Source organism: Amycolatopsis sp. H20-H5 (assembly GCF_035828755.1).
Lineage (GTDB): Bacteria > Actinomycetota > Actinomycetes > Mycobacteriales > Pseudonocardiaceae > Amycolatopsis.
In genome coordinates this window covers 48629-68085 of record NZ_JAYMZS010000013.1, presented here as the reverse complement: position 1 = coordinate 68085, position 19457 = coordinate 48629, and the positions used below count along the sequence as shown (strand labels likewise).

General features: G+C 68.8%; 20 protein-coding genes. 2 read left to right on the top strand and 18 right to left on the bottom strand.

Annotation, left to right across the window (positions count from 1 at the left end):
- Positions 1 to 58: 58 nt before the first annotated feature.
- The 13 genes from QMK34_RS10175 to QMK34_RS10115 all read right to left on the bottom strand — a co-directional run bounded on the left by QMK34_RS10175 (position 59) and on the right by QMK34_RS10115 (position 8473).
- Positions 59 to 241 (bottom strand): hypothetical protein, encoded by a 183-nt coding sequence (locus QMK34_RS10175; protein WP_326413462.1) that lies wholly within the window; start codon positions 239 to 241, stop codon positions 59 to 61.
- Positions 242 to 323: 82 nt separating this feature from the next.
- Positions 324 to 896 carry an alkaline shock response membrane anchor protein AmaP gene (locus QMK34_RS10170; RefSeq protein ID WP_326413461.1) on the bottom strand — a complete coding sequence of 191 codons (573 nt, stop codon included), beginning with the start codon at positions 894 to 896 and terminating at the stop codon, positions 324 to 326.
- The gene (locus tag QMK34_RS10165; protein WP_326413460.1) at positions 893 to 1429 is read right to left on the bottom strand and encodes a DUF6286 domain-containing protein; all 537 of its coding nucleotides are present in this window, start codon (positions 1427 to 1429) and stop codon (positions 893 to 895) included. The genes QMK34_RS10170 and QMK34_RS10165 overlap by 4 nt, the downstream gene beginning before the upstream one ends.
- A complete protein-coding gene (locus QMK34_RS10160) occupies positions 1426 to 1818 on the bottom strand; it encodes an Asp23/Gls24 family envelope stress response protein (RefSeq protein ID WP_326413459.1) in 393 nt (130 codons plus the stop codon). The genes QMK34_RS10165 and QMK34_RS10160 overlap by 4 nt, the downstream gene beginning before the upstream one ends.
- Before the next feature lie 2 nt (positions 1819 to 1820).
- Complete coding sequence (locus QMK34_RS10155; RefSeq protein WP_326413458.1) at positions 1821 to 2003, bottom strand: hypothetical protein; 183 nt, start codon at positions 2001 to 2003, stop codon at positions 1821 to 1823.
- Positions 2004 to 2035: 32 nt separating this feature from the next.
- A complete protein-coding gene (locus tag QMK34_RS10150) occupies positions 2036 to 2503 on the bottom strand; it encodes an Asp23/Gls24 family envelope stress response protein (protein ID WP_326413457.1) in 468 nt (155 codons plus the stop codon).
- Positions 2504 to 2613: 110 nt separating this feature from the next.
- A complete protein-coding gene (locus tag QMK34_RS10145) occupies positions 2614 to 2928 on the bottom strand; it encodes a hypothetical protein (protein ID WP_326413456.1) in 315 nt (104 codons plus the stop codon).
- Positions 2928 to 3314: an Asp23/Gls24 family envelope stress response protein gene (locus tag QMK34_RS10140; RefSeq protein WP_326413455.1), complete on the bottom strand. Its 387-nt coding sequence runs from the start codon at positions 3312 to 3314 to the stop codon at positions 2928 to 2930. The genes QMK34_RS10145 and QMK34_RS10140 overlap by 1 nt, the downstream gene beginning before the upstream one ends.
- On the bottom strand, positions 3311 to 3892 hold the full coding sequence (locus QMK34_RS10135) for an Asp23/Gls24 family envelope stress response protein (RefSeq protein ID WP_326413454.1): 582 nt from the start codon (positions 3890 to 3892) through the stop codon (positions 3311 to 3313). Before QMK34_RS10135 ends, QMK34_RS10140 begins: the two co-directional genes overlap by 4 nt.
- Complete coding sequence (locus QMK34_RS10130; RefSeq protein ID WP_326413550.1) at positions 3883 to 4443, bottom strand: RNA polymerase sigma factor; 561 nt, start codon at positions 4441 to 4443, stop codon at positions 3883 to 3885. The genes QMK34_RS10135 and QMK34_RS10130 overlap by 10 nt, the downstream gene beginning before the upstream one ends.
- 100 nt (positions 4444 to 4543) lie before the next feature.
- Positions 4544 to 5107, bottom strand: a complete 564-nt coding sequence (pyrE, locus tag QMK34_RS10125; protein ID WP_326413453.1) for an orotate phosphoribosyltransferase — start codon at positions 5105 to 5107, stop codon at positions 4544 to 4546.
- Between the two features lie 25 nt (positions 5108 to 5132).
- A complete protein-coding gene (locus tag QMK34_RS10120; RefSeq protein WP_326413452.1) occupies positions 5133 to 7706 on the bottom strand; it encodes an ABC transporter permease in 2574 nt (857 codons plus the stop codon).
- Positions 7706 to 8473, bottom strand: coding sequence for an ABC transporter ATP-binding protein (locus QMK34_RS10115; protein ID WP_326413451.1), 768 nt, complete (start codon positions 8471 to 8473; stop codon positions 7706 to 7708). Before QMK34_RS10115 ends, QMK34_RS10120 begins: the two co-directional genes overlap by 1 nt.
- Positions 8474 to 8758: 285 nt before the next feature.
- Here QMK34_RS10115 and QMK34_RS10110 point away from each other — a divergent pair, with 285 nt between their 5' ends.
- Positions 8759 to 10063, top strand: coding sequence for a hypothetical protein (locus QMK34_RS10110; RefSeq protein WP_326413450.1), 1305 nt, complete (start codon positions 8759 to 8761; stop codon positions 10061 to 10063).
- A gap of 90 nt (positions 10064 to 10153) precedes the next feature.
- Here QMK34_RS10110 and QMK34_RS10105 read toward each other — a convergent pair whose 3' ends face one another.
- Complete coding sequence (locus tag QMK34_RS10105) at positions 10154 to 10924, bottom strand: SDR family NAD(P)-dependent oxidoreductase (protein WP_326413449.1); 771 nt, start codon at positions 10922 to 10924, stop codon at positions 10154 to 10156.
- A gap of 68 nt (positions 10925 to 10992) precedes the next feature.
- On the opposite strand from QMK34_RS10105, the gene QMK34_RS10100 reads away from it, so the two are divergent.
- Positions 10993 to 12087 carry a hypothetical protein gene (locus QMK34_RS10100; protein WP_326413448.1) on the top strand — a complete coding sequence of 365 codons (1095 nt, stop codon included), beginning with the start codon at positions 10993 to 10995 and terminating at the stop codon, positions 12085 to 12087.
- Between the two features lie 9 nt (positions 12088 to 12096).
- On the opposite strand, the gene QMK34_RS10095 is transcribed toward QMK34_RS10100, so the two are convergent.
- The 4 genes from QMK34_RS10095 to QMK34_RS10080 all read right to left on the bottom strand — a co-directional run bounded on the left by QMK34_RS10095 (position 12097) and on the right by QMK34_RS10080 (position 19417).
- A complete protein-coding gene (locus tag QMK34_RS10095; RefSeq protein WP_326413447.1) occupies positions 12097 to 12864 on the bottom strand; it encodes a hypothetical protein in 768 nt (255 codons plus the stop codon).
- A 176-nt stretch (positions 12865 to 13040) separates the two neighbouring features.
- Entirely contained in the window at positions 13041 to 15641 is a 2601-nt protein-coding gene (gene clpB / locus QMK34_RS10090) for an ATP-dependent chaperone ClpB (RefSeq protein WP_326413446.1), read from the bottom strand.
- A gap of 98 nt (positions 15642 to 15739) precedes the next feature.
- Positions 15740 to 16921 (bottom strand): MFS transporter, encoded by a 1182-nt coding sequence (locus QMK34_RS10085; RefSeq protein WP_326413445.1) that lies wholly within the window; start codon positions 16919 to 16921, stop codon positions 15740 to 15742.
- 183 nt (positions 16922 to 17104) lie between these two features.
- Positions 17105 to 19417 (bottom strand): MFS transporter, encoded by a 2313-nt coding sequence (locus QMK34_RS10080; protein ID WP_326413549.1) that lies wholly within the window; start codon positions 19415 to 19417, stop codon positions 17105 to 17107.
- Positions 19418 to 19457: the final 40 nt, after the last annotated feature.

The window sequence follows — 19457 nt, the reverse complement described above, 5'->3', positions numbered from 1 at the left end:
CGAACACGTCGGCAATTGACCGGGTGAGGGTGATGTTCAACCCACCGGAGCACGGGGTTCACCGTCTCGGTGGCGGAGGCGTCACTCCCGGTGGGAATTCGCCGGGCCGCTCCGCCGGGTACTTCGTCGGCGTCTCGCGGGGATACTGGTCCGGCGCGCCGGACGGCTTCTCCCGGCCCGGCAGCGGGGGCAACTCGTCGGGCTTCTCGGGCGGTTCACCGGGCTCGGGCGGCTTTTCCACGTCTTGCACGCTACGCCGCCTCGGGTGTCATGAAAGGGTCTTTCAGGGCAAAAATTGCCCTGAAAGACCCTTTCATGACACTTCAGAGAGTCCGGGCCACGGCCTGGGAGGTGAAGCGGAACTCGATCGACACCGGGAGCGTGTCCAGGTCAAGTGCCTGCCGGAGGCGGGGGATCGCCTCGGCGTCGATCTGGCGGCGTAGCTCGTTGATGTCGGCGCCCTGCTCGGCGGCGATGCGCAGGAACAGCTCGGGCGAGCGCGCCGGGCCCGCCAGCGTCGCCGACGCGGACCGGACGCCGTGGTACTCGCCGATCTCCGCGGCCACCGGCTCGGCGGCCGTGCTCGACGCGAGCTGGGTCGTGCCCGTTTCGGGCCGCTCCTCCAGGCGCCAGGTCGACGACTTCGGCTTCCGGAACGCCTGTGCGGCCAGCCATCGGACGCACAGCAGCCCGATGATCACCGCCGCGGCGATCGCCACGTAGAAGACCCACGTCGGCGGGACGGCGTCGCCAGGGACCAGCGGTGCGGCCCGGTCGAGCACCTTCAGCTTGCCGAAATGCGTGGCCACCGCGAAACCGCCGCCGGCGATCAGCACGAGGCCGGTCAGCGTGAGCAGGGTCCGGTTGAGCCCGGCCGGGCGGTTGGCACTGGTCATTTCGGCTCCCTCGCACTGCTCACGCGGACCCGGACGCGGGGCCGGGTCAGCGGCGCGACCTCGTCGAGCCGCTTGCCGACGGCTTCGCGGACAGCGTCGGCCATGCCGTCGGTGGTGGTGCGGTTGGTGCCCACCTTCGCGACGACCTTCTTACGACCCAGTTTCACCTTCGCGGACGAGACGCCGTCCACCGAGGCGACCGCGCCGCGAAGCGAGGTCCGCAGGCTGGTACGAGTCGCACCGGTGTCGACGTGGTCCGCGCCGGAGACCAGCGGGAGCACGGTCGGCCGTCCCGGCAGGATCGCCGCGAACAGCAGGAGCAGCCCGATGACCACCGCGGCACCGCCGCCGATCAGCACCGGCAGGTCCTGCCACGCGGTGGCGTGGACGCGCGAAGCGGCCGTCTCGTACGACAACCACGGACGCTCGCCGATCAGCCGCTGGATCAGCACCACCGCGACGAACGCGCACGCGGCGAGCAGGACCAGCGCGACCAGCGCCGACGGCGTGCTCCGGCGCGGCCTGCGGATCACCAGACCCTCCCGGACCGCACCTCGGCGGACTTCAGCGCCGAAACGACGATGTCGACCCTGGGCACGGTCAGCCCGGTCAGCTGGTGCGTCCGGCGCATCAGGTGCGCGCGGACGGCTTCCGTCGTCCGCGCCACGGAAGCCGGGTAGGACACCGGGAGCTGAACGTCCAAAGTGGCCGTTTCCCCGTCGACCCGCGCGCTGACCTTGGCCCCTTCGCCAACGCCGTCGACCTCGCCCGCAGCCCGCGCGGCGATCTTCTTCACCGCGCGGGGTTCCAGCGTCGTCCGGCCGCGGTCGGACTCCGTCTCGACGTGGTCGCCGCTTTCCTCACCCTGCTCGACTTCGTCCGCGCGGTGGCGACCGGCGGGCGGCGCGTAGGTGGTGGTCACGGCTAACCCCGATCCTTGGCGGAGCCGACCAGCGCGGAGAGGTCGAGCTTGCCGTCGAGCCAGCGGCCGACCAGCAGGCCGAGCGCGCCGAGCACGAGTACGACGACGAAGGCCCCGAACCCGCCGAACGCGGCGGCGAAACCGAGGGCGAGGCCGGTGAGCAGGCCGATCAACGTGGCGTTCATGGGTTTCTCCTGGTGTCCGGGGCCGGGTCGCTCTACTGGACCCGGTCGGTGGTGGGCTCTTCCTCGTCACCCGGGATGTGCACGTCGGAGACGTTGATGTTGACCTCGACGACCTCAAGCCCGGTCATTTGCTCGATCGCGGAGATCACGTTGCGGCGCACGGACCGCGCCAGGTCGGCGATGGAAACGCCGTACTCGACGAGGATCTGCAGATCGACGGCGGCCTGCTTCTCGCCGACCTCGACCGAGACGCCCTGGCTCGCGCTGGCGCTGGCGCCGGGGATCCGCTCGCGCAGCGCGCCGAACGCGCGGGCCGCGCCGCCGCCGAGGTCGTGCACGCCGCTGACCTCACGCGTGGCCAGGCCCGCGATCTTCTGCACGACGGTGTCGGCGATGGTGGTGTTGCCCTGCTTCGTGACCAGCGCACTGCCGGCCTCGGGGCGGGTGGACACGGACGCGGAATTGCCGGTCGTGGTCTTCTCGGCCGTCGCGTTGGTCATGACGTCTCCCTGTGTCGTGCTGAGGACTCTTCTCAGGGCTTACGTTGCCCTGTACCCCTTACGACACAAACGCCGGAGGAAAGTCACGACCTGATCGTGTGACCTGAAGCTCACTCGTTGGTGCAGGCCGAGAATGCCGAACCGTCGATGTCCGTCACCACGAGCCGCAGGTTCGCGCGCTCCCACGGCGTGCCCGCGAGCACCGGGCGGACGGCTTCGCAGACCCGCTCCAGCAGCGGCGGCAGCGGCTGCGGGTTGGCTTTCAGCCGGTAGTGTCCCCCGTCGGGGTCCAGATCCACGGCGAGCCCCTCCCAGTCGCCGGGCAGCCAGTGCGCGTGCTCCTCGGAAACGGGCATCGCCGGGCGCAGCCCGGAAACCCCCTTCACCGCCGCGAGGATCTTCTCCGTGGCCTCGCTCGAAGACATCACCGGATCTCCGGCTCGATGTCCAAAATGGACACCGAAACCTCGGCCACGACCAGGCCCGTCTCCTCGGCCACCACCCGCTTGACGCTGCGCTGCACCGCCTGGCCGACAGCCGCGGCCTGGTCGATCGCGGAGGTCACCAGGTCGACCTGCACGGTCACCAAGCCGTCCTCCGTACGGACGCGCACGCCGTCGGCCGGGGCCGGGTCGAGGCCCTTCCACCGCTGCCTCGCCGCCCGCGTCCACGCCGTCACCAGGCCGCGCAGGCCCGGCTCGAGCCGGACGACGCCGACGGTCTCCAGTGCGGCGCGGGCCGCCACGCTGGCGATGACCGCGTCGGAGATGACGAACTCGGTCGACGGCTCGGTTACTGCGTCCAGGGTCATTCTTCGTCCTCGTAAACGTCATCCACCAGCAGGTCCAGGCGCACCAGCTCGAGCCCGACCCTGGCAGCCGCGGCCGCGGCGACGCGCTCCCTCACCTTGGTCAACGCTTCACTGCCGGTAACGTTCCGAAGACTCACCGCAAGGGTGAGTTCGACCTCGACGAGGCTCTCGCCGTTCTCCCCGACGTCGACCGTGCGCACCCGGCAACGCCGCGCGCGCACCCCGCCGACGGAGTCCGCCGCGTACCGCAGCACGACGGCGACGGCCTGCTCGCTGACCTCGACGAACCCCGCTTCGGACGTCGGGAGCCGCAACATCTGGCCACGCCGCACCTCCGCCCTGACCGCGGACATGATGCGCCCGACGAGATCCGGTGGTGGCTGCTCGCTCTCCTCGACCAGCTCCTGGGTCGCTTCCCGCAGTGCCAGCAGGCTTTCCCTGGCCGTGCGGCAGTGGGGGCAGCTCAGCTCGTGTTCGTCGGCGAGCCCTTCGCCCACCGCGTCCAGGCGCTCCCACACCTGGTCGAGCTCCCGTTCGCAGGGAAGCTCGTACCCATCGGTCGTGTGGTTCACCGCCACGGTTTCATCACCTCCGCCAACTGCGCACGCGCTCGCGCTATCCGGCCCCGCACAGCGGTCCCGCTCGTGCCCACGATCTCGCCGATTTCGTCGTAGGAGCGGCCGTGCACCTCTCTCAGCAGCCAGCACGCGCGCTGCTCCGGGGTGAGTTCTCCGAGTGCCGCGTTCAACGCCGCTAGCTGGCCGCTGACCTGGGCCGCGTGTTCGGGTCGCGTGTCGGTGCGGGGCGACTCAGCCAGGTCGAGGTCGACGTCCGCCTGCGGCCGCCGCGCCCGGATGACGTTGAGACACCGGTTGGTCGTGGTGCGGTAGAGCCAGCCGACGAACGCCGCGTCCTCGGTGAGCTGGGCCAGTTTGCGCCAGGCGTTGAGGAACACCTCCTGGACCACATCCTCGGCGTCACCGCGGTTGGCGAGCATCTTCTGCGCCAGCCGGAACATCGGGCCCTGGTAGCGCAGGACGAGCTGCTCGTAGGCGCGGACGTCACCCTCGCGCGCGCGGCTGACCAGGGTCACGTCGTCGAGCGGCGTGCCGGGCTCCGCGCTGGCCATGGTGGTCACCACACCTCCTGACTGAACAGACACCGGCGAAGGGAAAACGTCACGGTCCGATTGTCCGTGACACTCGTCACCAAGGCGAGTCCTGGCGGTTTCAGTCCAGGCCGAGGTCGTCCTTGCCGAGGATGTAGCGGTACTCGAGGCCCTCTTTTTCGATCGCTTCGCGAGCGCCGGTGTCCCGGTCGACCACGGTCGCGACGCCGGCGACGATCGCGCCCGCGTCCCGCAGCGCCCGCACCGCGGTGAGCACGCTGCCGCCGGTGGTCGAGGTGTCCTCCACGGCCAGCACCCGCTGGCCGCGGACCTCGACGCCCTCGATCTGACGCTGCATGCCGTGCGCCTTCGCGCCCTTGCGGACCACGAACGCGTCGAGCACCATGCCGTCGGACGCCGCCGAGTGCAGCATCGCCAGCGCGACCGGGTCCGCGCCGAGCGTCAGCCCGCCCGCCGCGACGTACTCCCAGTCGTGGGTGAGCTGCCGGAGCAGCTTGCCGATGAGCGGGGCGGCCGCGTGGTGCAGGGTCGCCCGCCGCAGGTCGATGTAGTAATCGGCTTCCTTGCCCGACGACAGGGTCACCTTGCCGTAGACCACGGACAGGTCGGTGACCAGCCTGGCCAGTTCGAGTTTCGCCGCTTGATCCAACCCGGGTTTCACCACGGCGGTGAGTGTTTCACACCCGCGCTCAGTCCTCGATGGTCGCCGCGTCGACCGCCCGGCCGCGCGTCGCGGCCCAGGTCGGCACCAGCGTGGCGACCAGCGCGAGCGCCGCGGCCGCCCCGATCACCGCAAGGTAGATTCCGATCGGCCCGGACGGCAGCAGCGAATCGCTGGCGACCAGGCAGAACGGCACGATCGAACCGGCCGCGACGACGGTGCCTGCCGCGATGCCGATCGTGGCGACCACCCCGCCCTCGATCCCGGCCATCCGCAGCACTTGCGCCCGGGTGGACCCGGTGAGCCGCTGCAGGCCGAACTCGCGACGTCGTCGCGCGGTCGCCATCACCAGCGTGTTCACCACGGAGATCACCGTGTACGCCATGATCATCCCGACCATCAGGTAGTTGACCCAGACCCCGACGTCCTGCTTCTTCTTGTGCGCCGCGACCAGCACGCTCCGGTCCCCGACAACAACGCCGGGTAGCCCGGCGGCCACCTCGCGGAGCCTGCCGGTGAGCGTCGCGGCATCGATCCCGGGTGCCGCGTTGACGAGCAGCTGTGGCGCGAGACCCGAGGTCGTGTGCGGCGCGAGCAGGTCCGCGGGCAGCAGCAGGCTCGCGAACCCGGGCCGCCCGGTGGTCAAGGCGACCACCCGGACGTCGACCACCGCGCCGTCGCCGAGCCGCAGGGTGACGGTGTCGCCGACCCGGCGTCCGAGGTCAGCGGCGATGGTCTCCGGCAGCGCGACGGTGTCACCCGAAAGTGCGTCGAGCCGTCCTTGCGTGGCCTTGTCCGCGGTGGCCTGGGCGGCGCCGGAAGCGGTCAGCCCGACCACCGGCCAGCCGTCGTCGTTCTGCCCGGAGTCGAACGGCGCCTGGATGAAGGCCGTGCTCGTGACGTATTCCGAAGCGCTCCGGACGCCGGGCACCGACTGGACCCGGGACACCAGGTCCGGCGCGAGACCACCGGCCACCGAACCGACCACGGCGTCGGCACGCAGGTCCTGGCTGAACGCCTGATCGGACACCGCCTGGGAGGTGGTCTGGAGGTAGATGTTGCCGGTCGCGATGCCCACGGCCAGCATGATCGGGGTGACCGCGCCCGCCACCCGGACGACCCCGGCCCGGGTGTTGAGCATGGCGAGCCTGCCGTTGACGCCGGACAGGGCACGCACCGGCCACTGGAGGATCGCGGCCATCACCTTGGTGACGCCGGGGCTGATCATCGCGAGCCCGACGGCCCACAGGATCACCGCGGGACCGGCGGTGCTGGCCGCGACCGGACCGGTCATCACGGCGACCGTCACGATCGCGAGCGCGGTGCCGCCGCCGAAGGCCAGGACGGCGACGATCAACCTGACCGGGGTGAGCCAGCGCTTCGACATCGCGGCGTCGGCGAGCGCCTCGGTCGGCCGGACCCGCCCGGCACGCAGCCCGGCGGTGATCGCGGCGACGAGCGCGGCGAGGATCGCGGCACCGGCGGCCGCCACGGACGGGATCCACCCCTGGTGGAACCGGACCACCGACGGCACGACCCGGTTCGAGACCAGCTGGTCGAACAGCCAGTGCCCGAGCAGCGGCCCAAGCACCCCGGCGAGGCCGGTGGCGAGCACGGCGACGACCATCGCTTCGCCGAGCACCATGCGACGCAGCTGACGCGGGGTCGTACCGACGGCCCGCAGCAACGCCAGCTCACGGCGGCGCTGCTGAACGGACAGAGTCAGCGTGCTGGCCACCACGAACATCGCGACCATCGCCGCGAGCCCACCGGAAACAGCAGCGAGCACGATCAGGTTTTCCCCACTGGCAACGGCTTCGGGAAATTCAGTGGCCGCGCGATCATTTCCACTCGACACCGTCGCGGACGTCCCGCGCAGCGCGTCGGACACTCGCGACTCAACCCCCGCGAGGTCCGCCCCCGGACTGACGAACAACCCGATCGTGTCAACGAGGCCAGGCCGTCCGGACAGCCGATCAGCATCGCCCGCCGCGAAAAACACCGAACCCCGCGCAACCGGCTGAGCGGCAGAAGCAACCCCAGCCACCCGAAAACCTTCGACGCCCCCATGAGCGGCGACCTCGACCCGATCGCCAACACGCACGCCCGCCTCCCGAGCGAGCCCGTCAGCCAAGACGACCTCGCCCACCGAAGGCGCCCCACCGGCGGTCAGCGCAAACGGCGTCAGCGCGGCGGAATCCCAGCCATGCCCCAGCGAATCGCCCGAAACAGGACGCCCGTCCCGCATCAACCCGGCGGCGAAATTCACCTCGCCAACAGCACCGGCCACCCCCGGAACGGCCCCGAGCTTGCCCACGAGCCCTCCATCGAGCCGGACCCGCTCGGGCAGCGTCGCGTTCTCGGTTTTCTGCCGGTGTTTGGAATCGCTCTCAGGATCGTTCCTCGGCATCAAGTAGGTCTGCTCCCCGCTGACCACGATCGGCGCACCGGCCAGCCGCTGCGGCACGGCCTCGGCGCGGATCCCGGTCTCCAGCAGCCCACCACAGGCGGCGACAATGAGCGCACCAAAGAAAACGGCGACAAAGGTCGCCAGAAAACCACCCTTACGCAGCCGCAAGGTCCGCATGGCCAAGCGCAACATCAAGCCCTCCCGGCCAAAGCCGCGGCGGGCGAACCCCAAGCGCCGAGGTGAGTCATCCGCTCCGCGACAAGCGCGGCCGTCGGCGACACGACCTCATCGGCAATGAGCCCGTCAGCCAGAAAGACCACCCGATCGGCATAGGAAGCGGCGACGGGATCGTGCGTAACCATGATGACGGTCTGCCCGGAACCACGAACGGACTCCCGCAAAAGCCCCAAAACCTCAGCAGCGGTACGAGTATCAAGCGCCCCGGTAGGTTCATCGGCAAAAACAACAGCAGGCCGCGTCACCAGCGCTCGAGCAATGGCAACCCGCTGCTGCTGGCCCCCGGACAATTGACCGGGAAGATGCTTGCGCCGATCACCGAGCCCGACGCGCCCCAGCATCTGCTCGACAAGCCGCCGATCAACCCGTCGCCCGGCCAACATGGCAGGAAGGGTGACATTCTGCTCAACGGTCAAAGCGGGCAGCAAATTGAACCCCTGAAAGATGAACCCCACCCGATCCCGTCGCAGCTTGGTGAGAGCGGTCTCGGACATCCCCGCGAGCTCTCGTCCATCAAGCACAACGGACCCAGAACTGGGCCGATCAAGCCCAGCGGCACAGTGCAGGAATGTGCTCTTCCCCGACCCCGAGGGCCCCATCACCGCGGTAAACCCCCCAACGGGGAACCCCACACTCACCCCACCGAGTGCAACCACCCCCTTGCCATAGTCCTTACGAACCCCATCAAGCCGGACAGCCTCACCACCACGCCCAGAAGTCATGCAAGAACCCTAGAAAACGACCACCCCGGACACCCTGGGACCACCCACCCACCCCAAGGTAGGGCCCGCCCTACCCCCACCACCCCGTGAGAGACCGCAGCTGGCCAGTCCCGACCCAGACCGTCCCACCCCGCTCCACGGCCCCGCGTTCCCTTACGGGATCACGACGCCATGCCCGAAGGGGCAAGTTGGACGGCACCCTGCGGCAGCCTGAGGGTCTGCCCTTTCGCTGAGTGGCATAGCTACGCTCCCGGCACGGTAGTTGGTATTCGATGAGGTGAAATTATGAATCCAGAGCCATCGGGGACCGGTGAAAAGCAGCCGGAACCGGCACATTTGCGAAAACTGATCGAACGGATCATAGAAAGCCTGGTAGCAATCTGGAATGCAAATCCAAACCTGGACTGGGCGAAGATTCGGGATCGAGCGAGCAGGGCACTCGCCCCAGTCTGGGATGACCCTTCCTGCCTTGATTTGATTGCCAGGCTGAGCTCGATCGACCTGATAGATGTGCGGCAGCTAATCAAGATCAGCGGCACAGTGACGGATAGCGTCATTAAGGCCAAGATGCGATCAGACAGAGATAGGGATGACGAAATAGAAAGGAAGTACGAGAAGCGAAGGGAAGACGTCCGGGCCAGGGTCGAGGGAACGAAAGAAGTGACGGGATCCGGCAAAGGAAAGGAGCGAATGAATCGCGGTGCGGAAACGGATGATCCCAAAGACGCTGGCGGTGAATCCACACCGCATCTCGACCCGATCCGCGGGCCGAGCATGGATGCAGTCCGCGTGGCGAACCGACCGAGCGAGAGGGCGCGTGGAGCATGGATTGGCTACCACATAGATGTGATCGATCACTTCAACGAAGTCGAATACGGCTCATCCTTCACCTGTGAAGTGGCCTCCTTGCGCTTGGGCGGAGCTCAAGCGCCGCCATCCTTGGCGGCGGCCGTCGATACAGCCGAGTCAAGATGGATCAGGTTGTTCGACGAGTATTTACGTAACAACCAGAAGCATTCCAATTGCCACTTGCTCGCATACCTGCAAGATCGAAATTCCGGGGCAGGTGACGTCAATAAATACATCAACACCGAAGAAGGGTGGCAGACCCCACTGGCAGACGCTGTCATATTACTCAGGAAAAGATGTCCTTCCGTATTCGCCGAAGGCAAGATCACCGACCAGGTAATCGAGGCTATCCGTCAGTTCTATGACACGGAAGCGCGTACGATACTCAGCCCATCGTACGAAAAATTCTGTACGTTACTCACAAGCATCGCTCCCTTGGTCGACAAATGGAAACGTCGACTCATCGCCGAGCAGGCAAAGCGGAACCGCAGAGAACTGCTGACTACTACCATCGAGTGGCTCGCGACCATATGGGGCGAGGCACCAGGGATAACTTGGGAGCAACTGGTCGACCACGCTGCCAATGAGAATGTATACGACAATAATGACCGCGCGTGCCGCGTACTGTTCGCCAACCTGTACAAGAGAAATCCAAAAGACTCGGCAAGCCTTCGGGTAAGCGCAGCTGTCGTCGTAGCCGCAGTCATCAAGGAGCTGGATGATCCCGTGTCGAGTAGTTGAGTTGATCACGGCATCAGGGTTCAGCACCGCCGAACAGACCACTGAGCGGACTGAGCGCGCTGGCCAAAACACAGGACTAAACCAAACCCGTCACGTCCGCCCCTTACCCCCGACAAGCCCAGCAACCCGCCGAAGCAGACTCCGTGGCACGGCCCCCGCAACAGCAACAATAACCTTGTACTTGAAATCGGGTACAGAAACAGCCTTACCCTTCCGCAAGTCGGCAAGCCCCTCGGCAACAACTTGCTCTACGTCCAGCCAGAGCAAATCCGGCCCCAACTTATCAATCCCCGCCCGCTCATGAAACTCAGTCCGCGTAAGCCCAGGACACAAAGCAATCATCCGCAACCCAGCAGGCAGCGAAGCTGAAATCCCCTCGGTAAAAGAAGTAACCCAAGTCTTACTGGCAGTATAAGTAGATCCCCGCCCAGGCAAAAACCCCGCAACGCTACTCACGTTGATGACATCCCCGGCCCCCCGCTCAACCATCCCCGGCAACACAGCCCGAGTCAGCCGAAGCACAGCAGTGACATTGACATCCAATTGCCGCTGCAAATCATCAGGAGAAACCGTCCAGAAGTCCCCGTCCAGCCCGAAACCAGCATTGTTGACCAGCAGATCAACAGTCCCGGCAGCAAGCCGTTCCTCAACGGCCCGCCGTCCGTCGACCTCGGACAAATCAGCGGCCAGCACCTCGACCCCCACCCCGTGACGCCCGGAGAGCTCAGCGGCAAGGGCCTCGAGCCGCTCGGCATTCCGGGCCACGAGAACCAGGTCGTAGGACTCGGCGGCAAGGACACGGGCGAACTGGGCGCCGATACCGGCGGTGGCGCCGGTGATCACGGCAAGGGGGGAGGTCATACCGTGAAAGTACCCGCTGGTCAGGGTCTGACATGCGAGGGGATTAGTGGGGAAGTATCGTCCCGCGCATGGGTAAGCACAGCAAGCGTAAAGCGGGCTACCTGCCCAGGGTGGCGGCCGGCGCCGCGCCCTTCGCACTCCTGCTCGCCGCACCAGCCGCAGCCTGGGCGGCCGACCTCACCCAGCCGCTCGGCACCGTGCCGCTGCCGCTGGACCACCAGCACGAGGGGACCTTCGGCCGGGACCTGCAGCTGGGCAACGACGGAAACACGTCCGTCGTCAAGGGCTTCCTCAACACCTACGACCATGACATCTACAGCCGCCAGCTCGGCGACGTGAAGGTCGTCTCGGACACCCGCCGCGCACTGTCCGGCAGCTCCGAAAACCGAGACTCCGTCGCCCCCGGCGGCGCGCTCAGCTCGACGACGTCGGCGGAAGACACCGAAGCAGCGGCGCAGGCACAGAAGCACACGGCGCAGCTCGGCAACCTCGCCACCGCGGTGACAGGCACCGAGCAGCACCTCGACAAGAGCGGCAGCCGCTCGGCGGCGTTCTCGAACGACCCGCTCGGCGTCATCACCGAGGAGGACCGCAGGCTCGGCGCGTCCGACTCCGGCCAGCACGCCGTCCGGCTGCCGGAAGGCGTCGACGTGGTCAGCGAGAACGCCGAACAGGCCGACGGCAGGCTCGTGCGGACGCTGGGGGTCGAGCAGGGGAGGTTCGCCGGGGTTCTCGGCGGGCACCGGTCGTCAGGCCAGGCGCTCGACCTCGGGGACTCGGCGGCGGTGGGCATGACCTCCGACCAGCACGCACTCGGCCGGTTCACCGGCACCCTGGTGGGCGCCGATCTGGGACAGTCGCACGCTTTCGGCGGCCACGCCGGGCCGGCGACGGGGCTGGCGGACTCGTCGCAGTCCTCGACACTGGGCTCGGACGTGCCGAACCTGCGCAACGGCGGCGAGCTGACCGACAGGTTCAGCGGCGAGCTGGGGGTGGACAACGTGCTGGACGTCCAGGGCAGGTCGACGACCTCGACCTCGGGCACCCTGCCCGCCGGCACGCTCGCGCACGACCAGTCGGCCTCGCTCCAGCTCATGGACCAGGCCCCGACGACCACCGGACTGAAGCTGGGCGCCCCGCCGCTGTCGATCGAGCCGCGCTGACTTGCCAGGTCAGGGAGCGGACGGGCCGGTGGGGTGGTCGCCCGCGTTGACGTCTTCCATCGCGGTGGCACCGCCCGGCTCGTGCTGCCAGTGGCGGCCGGGGTTCGACGGGCTGGGGTCGGTCGGGCCGGGCACGTAGTCCTCGTCGAACGGGTCGACGATGTCGGCGATCTCGCCGAGGTCGCGCAGCAGCCGCTCGAGCCGTGACGGCCCGGCGTTCGGGGCCGCGCTGGCCAGCACCCACTCGTTCTCCAGCCAGGCGACGCCGACGTCCCCGCCGAGCGAGTCGGCGGCGTCGACGAGCTCCTGGGTGATGACCGCCCTGGCACCCTCGGCGTCATCGGCGAACGCGTAGCGCTGGCCGATCGGGCCGAGCATCTCGGGCATACCCTCGCGCTGGAACGGCACGCTGGACAGCCACATCTCCAGTGGCGTCTGGTGCGTCTTGTTGCAGCGCACCGCGACGACGACCGCGGGGATCTGCCCCTCGGACTCGATGTCGAAGATGAACACGGGGCGGCGGCCATCGGAGGTGAAGGTCGACCCGGCCACGACGTTGACCGCGGCCTGCGCGCCGAAGTAGCCGATCGCGCCGCCGGACCACTGTCTCGGCAGCCGCTCGTCCTCTTCGACGAACTGCCAGCCGCGCAGGGTCGCCCAGCGCATCCGTTCCCGGTTGCGCGAGCCCTCCTTCGCCCGGTCGGCAGCGAGCAACCCGAGCCCCGCCACCAACGCGACGGCGGCCACGACGAACCAGATCCACGCCGGAATACCCACGGGGATCAGGGTATCCCCCATGGCGTTACCCGGGAGAGCACCCGCGCCGTGTCGCCGCCGCCAATCGGGCGTAATCCCGTTTGTCGACCAGTCGATATTTTGTTTCACACGTGTCATGAAAGGGTCTTTCAGGGCAATTTTTGCCCTGAAAGACCCTTTCATGACACTTCAGCGGCTTACTGCTCCACCCGGGTGACGGTCAGCGCGTCACCCGGGCCGAACTCCGGAATGTCGACACGGACCGTGTCGCCGTCGCGGACCTCGCCGGACAGGAGCTGCTTGGCCAGCTTGTCGCCGATCGCGGACTGGACCAGCCGCCGCAGCGGGCGGGCGCCGTAGATCGGGTCGAAGCCGTTGAGGGCGAGCCACTCGCGGGCGCCGTCGGTGACGTCCAGGTGCAGGCGCCGCCGCGAAAGCCGCGAGGCCAGCCGCTCGATCTGGATGTCCACAATGGACGTGAGCTGCTCGGTGCCGAGCGCGTGGAACACCACGATGTCGTCGAGCCGGTTGAGGAACTCCGGCTTGAACGCCCGCTGGACGACCGCCATGACCGCGTCGTTCCGCTCCCGCTCGTCCAGGTTCGGGTCGGCGATCGCCTGCGAGCCGAGGTTGGACGTGAGCACCAGGATCGTGTTGCGGAAGTCCACCGTGCGGCCCTGGCCGTCGGTGAGCCGCCCGTCGTCGAGCACCTGCAGGAGCACGTCGAACACGTCCGAGTGTGCCTTTTCGACCTCGTCGAACAGCACCACCGAGTACGGACGGCGCCGGACGGACTCGGTCAGCTGGCCGCCCTGGTCGTAGCCGACGTAGCCGGGGGGCGCGCCGACCAGGCGGGCCACCGAGTGCTTCTCGGAGTACTCGCTCATGTCGATCCGCAGCATCGCGCGCTCGTCGTCGAACAGGAACTCCGCCAGCGCTTTCGCCAGCTCGGTCTTGCCGACGCCGGTCGGGCCGAGGAACAGGAACGAGCCGGTCGGCCGGTCCGGGTCGGCGACGCCCGCCCGCGCGCGGCGCACCGCGTCGGACACCGCGGTCACGGCCTCGGGCTGGCCGATGACGCGCTGCTGGAGCTCCTCCTCCATCCGGAGCAGCTTGCCGGTCTCGCCCTCGAGCAGCCGCCCGGCGGGGATGCCGGTCCACGCGCTGACCACGTCGGCGACGTCGTCGGCGCTGACCTCTTCCTTCAGCATGACGTTGTCGGCGCTCGCCGCGCTGGCCTCCGTCGCGGCGTCGAACTCCTTCTCCAGCTGCGGGATGCGGCCGTAGCGGAGCTCGGCGGCGCGACCGAGGTCGGCGTCGCGCTCGGCGCGGTCGGCCTCGCCACGCAGTTGCTCCAGCTCCTCCTTGAGGTCACGGACCTTCTCGATCGAACCCTTCTCGTTCTGCCAGCGCGCTGTCAGCGCCGTCAGCGTCTCGCGCTTCTCGGCCAGCTCGGCGCGCAACGTGGCTAGCCGGTCGAGGGAAGCAGCGTCGTCCTCTTTGGACAGTGCCATCTCCTCGATCTCGAGGCGGCGGACGAGCCGCTCCACCTCGTCGATCTCGACGGGCCGGGAGTCGATCTCCATGCGCAGCTTCGAACCGGCCTCGTCGACCAGGTCGATCGCCTTGTCCGGCAGGAAACGCGCGGTGATATACCGGTCGGACAGCGTCGCGGCGGCGACCAGTGCGGCGTCGGTGATGCGGACACCGTGGTGCACCTCGTAGCGCTCCTTGAGCCCACGCAGGATGCCGATGGTGTCCTCGACCGACGGCTCGCCGACCAGCACCTGCTGGAACCGGCGCTCCAGCGCGGCGTCCTTCTCGATGTGCCTGCGGTACTCGTCGAGCGTGGTCGCGCCGACCATCCGCAGCTCGCCGCGGGCGAGCATCGGCTTGATCATGTTGCCCGCGTCCATCGCACCTTCACCGGTGGCGCCCGCACCCACGATCGTGTGCAGCTCGTCGATGAACGTGATGACCTGGCCCGCGGAGTCGACGATTTCCTTGAGGACGGCCTTCAGCCGCTCCTCGAACTCGCCGCGGAACTTCGCGCCCGCGACCATCGAGCCGAGGTCCAGCGCGATGACGCGCTTGCCGCGCAGTGACTCGGGGACGTCGCCCGCGATGATCCGCTGCGCCAGGCCCTCGACGATGGCCGTCTTGCCGACGCCGGGCTCGCCGATGAGCACCGGGTTGTTCTTGGTACGCCGCGAGAGCACCTGCACCACGCGCCGGATCTCGGTGTCCCGGCCGATGACCGGATCGAGCTCACCCGCGCGGGCGCGCTCGGTCAGGTCGACGCCGTACTTCTCCAGCGCCTTGAACGTGCTTTCCGGGTCCGCGCTGGTGATCCGCGCCGAACCGCGCACCTTCGCGAACGCCTCCTGCAGCGCGTCCGGCGTGGCGCCGTGCTTCCGCAGGAGGTCGGCGACCGGGCCACCCTCGGTGGCGAGGCCGACCAGGAGGTGCTCGGTGGAGACGTACTCGTCGCCGAGCTCGGTCGCGAGTTTCTGCGCGTGCGTCAGCGCCTTGACGGCGTGGGTGTCGAACTGCGGGCTCGACACCGTCGCGCCGGTGGCCGACGGCAGCGCCTGGATGATCGGGTCGAGCTCCTTGTGCACCTGCTCGGGGTCGGCCCCGACCGCGGTCAGCAGCGGAGCGGTGAGCCCCTCGCCCTGCGCCAGCAGCGCGCCCAGCAGGTGCGCGGCGGCGATGTGCGGATTTCCGGCCATCGTGGCCGCCTGCGCGGCCGACGAGATGGCCTGCTGGGTCTTCGTGGTCGGGTTGAAAGCGTCCATCCCTCACCTCTGGTCGATATGAATGTCCTGGTGACAGCATTCTTTCGACGCCATCGACAGGTACAACGTCAGCAAAGTTGAGTCTGTTCCGCTCAAGTCTAGAGAGGTGTCACGGCATGGGCGGGAAGCCGGGGTCCGAGCCGGCCGAGACCGACCGCGGCCCCGGCGGCGCATCCCCCGACCAGCACCCACGGGATCCAGACTGCCACGGAGAACAGCGCGACGACGGCCGGAGCGAGCACCTGCGCGGCGGTGAAAGCGTATTGGAACGCGGCGAGGTAGCGGCCACGGGCGTCCACCGGCGCGGCCGCCTCCGCGAGCGCGCCGGCGCGAGGGCCGAAAACCAGGTCGCCCGCGGCCATCACCAGCGTCGCGAGCAGCAGGTACGCGGGCCGCCAGCCCGGTGGGACCAGGAAGACGCCGAGGCTCACCAGGCACCACGCCGCGAACAGCGCCGAGCCCGCCCGCATCGCCCCGATCCGGCTGAGTTTCCTGGTCGCGTGCAACGCGATCGTGCCGCCGAGGCTGGTCAGCACCGTCAGCAGGGCGAGGATCGCGCCGGGCAACCAGGCGGGTTCGTGCAGCTGGTCGAGCACGAACACCGGCGTGCCGATGAGGAAGAAGTCCAGCGCCAGGCCGAACAGCCCGCTCAGGAGGATCAGCCTGAGGTAGGGCCGGTTGCGCCAGACGTGGGCGGGCGCGGCGACCGCGCGCACGTGCGGGACGACCGTGCGGACCGCCACGGCGAGCACCAGCGCGGCGAGCAGGAAGGTGCCCGCGTCGGCCAGCACGACGAGCTTGAACCCGGTCGGCCCCACCAGGGTCAGCAACGCCCCGGCGGTCAGGCCGCCGAGGCCGAACGCGCCCGCGCGGACCATGCCCGCCTCGGCGAACGGGCGGTCTTTCGGGACGTCGCCCGCGACGTCGGCGATGAGGACGAACAGGCAGCAGTAGAACAGTTGCTGACCCGAAGCGAGTAGGAGCGCGGCCACCACTACCGCGGTGAAGCCGTCCGCGTACAGATACGTCACCGCGCCGAGCGCCTGGAAGAGCTGGGCCGCGATCACCACCGCCCGCGGCCCGACGGCGTCGGCGAGGCGCCCGGCGAGCGGCGGCACGAGCAGTCCCGCGACGGTGCCCACGGTGACCGCGGTACCGGCGAGGCCGAGCGGCAGTCCCACCACCCGGGTGACGAAAACGAGTGCGAGCGGAAGGAAAAGACCCGAGCCGAAGTTGTCGATTCCCAGGGCGAAAAGCAGAGCGACCCGGCTTCGCGTCACCCGACGACGCTACCTCGGTCGATCACCGCGACGTCAGGTCCGAATGAACGCGTTCTCGGGACCGAACGGCCAGTAGGTCCTACCCAAGGTAGAACGGCTGAAGGTCGCCTTCAGTGCGTTGAACGCAGTGAAGGTCGCCTTTGGCACGTTCAACGCACCAAGGGCGACCTTCAGCTGACGTCCCTACCGGGCGGGGTAGCCGAGCTCGACGTCCTGGCCCACCTCGGTGCCGCCCGCGATCGCGAGCGGGGACACCGCCGGGGCGTACCCGGTGGTGATCAGCGTGTAGTCGCCGTCGGGCAGATCCGTGAAGCGGTAGGCGCCGTCGCGGTCGGTGAGCGTGGTCGCGACGACCTGTCCGCTCGTGTCGACCAGTGTCACCTGCGCCTCGGGCACCGGGTGGCCGAGCTTGCCGGACCGGACCACGCCGCCGACCCCGGCCGTCGCTTCGAGCTCGACGTCGTGGCGGGCGCGGGCGCCTTCGGGAACGGTGAGCGGGCCCGCGATCGGCCGGTAGCCCGGCGAGGTCACGGTCAGCGTGTACGCGCCCGCCGGGATCTCGTCGAAGCGGTACCAGCCGTCGCCACCGGTGAGCCCGGCTTCGAGGACGGAACCGGCCGGATCGGTCAGGACCAGCGTCGCTCCCGCGACGGCCGCGTGCCCGCCGGCGCTCTTGATCTGCCCGTCGACACCGCCCATCCCGGCCAGCGCGAGGTCGGCCCGCACCGGCACCCCGTTGAGCCGGACCCTGGACGCGACCGGCCGCAGCTGCCCGGCCGACGCGATGACCACGTGGTCACCACCGCGCGGCGCGCTCAGCTCGTACTCGCCGTCGGTGCGGCCGAGGTCGACCTGCCTGCCCGCGGCGTCCGTCAGCGTGAGCACCGCACCCGCGAGAGGGCGTCCCGTGGCGCCGGTGACCCGGCCGTGGACGTGCGAGCTGATCGATTCGTCGGCAAGGACGACCTGGGCCGGCAGCGGCCCGGCGACCTTGGTCACCTCGGTGTCCAAGGTGCTGCGCAGCGGCACCTCCTTGATGAGCAGGACCGCCACGAAGGTCACCACCGCGACGATGCCCGCGATGAGGAAGACCTTGCCGGTCGCGTCACCGAACGCGGCGCGCACGATTTCGCGCATCGGGCCGGGCAGCGCGGCGAGGTTCAGGGTGCCACCACCGCCGTTGGTGGCGCCCGCGGTCGGGAGGCCGAGCTTGGTCAGCGAGCCGACGATGTTGGTCGAGACCTGCGCCGCGAGCACCGCGCCCAGCGCGGACACACCGGCCGCACCGCCGAGCGAGCGGAAGAACGTGACCACCGAGGACGCGGAACCCATGTCCCGCATGCTGACCGTGTTCTGCACGACCAGCACCAGGTTCTGCATCAGCAGGCCGAGCCCGAGGCCCATCGCCGCGAGGTAGGCGCCCATCAGCGTCAGGTTGGTGGTGTGGTCGACCGTGCTGAGCAGGAACAGGCCCGCCATCAGCAGGATCGCGCCGGGCACCATGAACATCTTGGTCTTGCCGGTCCGCGAGATGACCTGCCCGGCCACCGTCGAGGACAGCGCCAGCCCGAGCACCATCGGCAGCGTCATCAGGCCCGCGTGGGTCGGCGAGAAGCCGCGCGAGATCTGGTAGTACTGCCCGAGGAAGACCGAGCCACCGAACATCGCGGTGCCGACCGCGAGCGAACCGAGCACCGAAAGGGTGAACGTCCGGTTGCGGAACAGGCGCAGCGGGATGACCGGCTCGGCGACCTTCGACTCGACGAGCACCGCGAGTCCCAGCGCGAGCACGGCGCCGCCGACGTAGGCGACGGTCGTCCACGAGCCCCAGGCGAAGCTGGTGCCTGCCAGGGAAACCCAGATCAGCAGCAGTGCCACGCCGCCGACCAGCAGGGTCGCGCCCAGCCAGTCGATCTGCACCTCGCGCTTGAGCACCGGCAGCTTCAGCGTCCGGCCCAGCACGATGAAAGCCAGCACCGCGACCGGCACGACGGCCCAGAAGCACCAGCGCCAGCCGAGCGGCGAGTCCACGATGAGCCCGCCGATGAGCGGCCCGGACACCGTGGCGACGGCGAACACCGCGCCGATGTAGCCGGAGTACCGGCCGCGGTCACGCGGCGCGATCATCGCGGCGATCACGACCTGGATCAGCGCCTGCATACCGCCGAGGCCGATGCCCTGCAGCGCGCGGAACGCGATGAGCTCGGGCATCGACTGCGAGATGCCGCCGAGCACCGAACCGACGGTGAAGATGACGATGGAGAGCTGGTAAAGCAGTTTTTTGCTGAACAGGTCCGAGAGTTTGCCCCAGAGAGGAGTGGTCGCGGTCGAGGTCAAGAGGGTGGCCGTGACCACCCAGGTGTACTGGCTCTGCGAGCCGTTCAGGTCGGCGAGGATCGTCGGCAGCGCGTTGGAGACGATGGTGGAGGAGAGCATCGCGACCAGCAACGCCAGCAGCAGGCCGGTGAAGGCCTCCATGATCTGGCGGTGGCTCATCTGCTCACCGGGTACGGCTTGGGTGGTACTCACTGCTGTG